General features: G+C 70.7%; 2 protein-coding genes and 1 rRNA gene. All 3 read left to right on the top strand.

Features of this window, described 5'->3' with window-relative positions; all coding sequences use genetic code 11:
- Positions 1-75: ribosomal RNA gene (gene rrf, locus ACFSBI_RS16245) — 5S ribosomal RNA — on the top strand; the annotation flags it as partial.
- A 71-nt stretch (positions 76-146) separates the two neighbouring features.
- Complete coding sequence (locus tag ACFSBI_RS16240) at positions 147-389, top strand: AbrB/MazE/SpoVT family DNA-binding domain-containing protein (protein ID WP_377936784.1); 243 nt, start codon at positions 147-149, stop codon at positions 387-389.
- Positions 386-754 carry a PIN domain-containing protein gene (locus ACFSBI_RS16235; RefSeq protein WP_377936782.1) on the top strand — a complete coding sequence of 123 codons (369 nt, stop codon included), beginning with the start codon at positions 386-388 and terminating at the stop codon, positions 752-754. The genes ACFSBI_RS16240 and ACFSBI_RS16235 overlap by 4 nt, the downstream gene beginning before the upstream one ends.
- Positions 755-1,070 lie beyond the last annotated feature (316 nt).

The following is a 1,070-nucleotide window of genomic DNA, read 5'->3' as shown; positions in this document are numbered from 1 at the left end:
AACCCGGAAGCTAAGACTCTCAGCGCCGATGGTACTGCGAGGGCGACCTCGTGGGAGAGTAGGACACCGCCGGACACTCATTCGGAGAAGGCCCTGGGCACGCGCCCGGGGCCTTTTTCGTACCCGCTTGGTGGTACCGTGCGCAGGTGAGTGGCACGCAATCCGTGGTCGTGGGAGACAAGGGCAGGATCGTGGTGCCCGCGGAGGTCCGTGCTGCTCGGAACTGGACCGCCGGCACCGTCCTCGTGCTCGTCGAGACGCCGGATGGGCTGCTGCTCACCGAGCGGGGAAGCGCGCTGCGCATGGTGCGGGAACGCCTTCGTGGACGATCGCTCGTCGATGAGCTGGAAGGCGAGCGTCGCGACGCGGCTCGGGCCGAGGAGCGGTGACGGTGCTCGACTCCTCCGCGGTGCTCACGCTGCTGCAGGGCGAGCCCGGCGCCGTCGAGGTCGAGCGTGCGCTCGAGGCGGGCGGGTGCCGCATCGGTGCCGCGAACTGGTCGGAGGTCGCGCAGAAGGTCGGGCGGACGCCGCACGCCTGGCCTCTCGCGCGGGACCTCCTGCTCGGATACGACCTGCAGGTGCTCGAGGTGACGCGATCGGACGCCGAGCTCGCGGCGTCCTTGTGGGTTGTCGGCTCCGGCCTGTCCCTGGCGGATCGCCTCTGCCTCGCCCTCGGGGAACGACTCGACTACGAGGTGCTGACCGCCGACCGCGCCTGGAGCGGCCGAGCAGGAGTACGGCTCGTCCGCTGATCCGGAGACCGATGGACGCTCGTATCGGGAGGCGCGGATCCGCCGAGCTCTGATCGCCGGCCTCTGCGGCCGGGCTCGGCGTCATCCTGTCTGCACACCGCCATTCCAACGGGCCCCCGCGCGGGTCGGGGGTCGGTGGCACCGCTCGCTTGCTGCGGAGGTCTCCCGGTGTGGAGCGGAGCGATCGTCGCAGCTGCTTGCGGTCCGAGTCCAGGTCCATCACGATCATCGGCCGGTAGCCGGTAGCCGGTAGCCGGTAGCCGGTAGCCGGTAGCCGGTAGCCGGTAGCCGGTAGCCGGTAGCCGGTAGCCGGTAG

Origin of the sequence: Amnibacterium endophyticum, from assembly GCF_042680685.1 — a bacterium.
GTDB classification, from domain to species: Bacteria; Actinomycetota; Actinomycetes; order Actinomycetales; family Microbacteriaceae; genus Amnibacterium; species Amnibacterium endophyticum.
The sequence above is the reverse complement of the archived record's forward strand: the minus strand, read 5'-3'. Positions and strand labels throughout refer to the sequence as shown.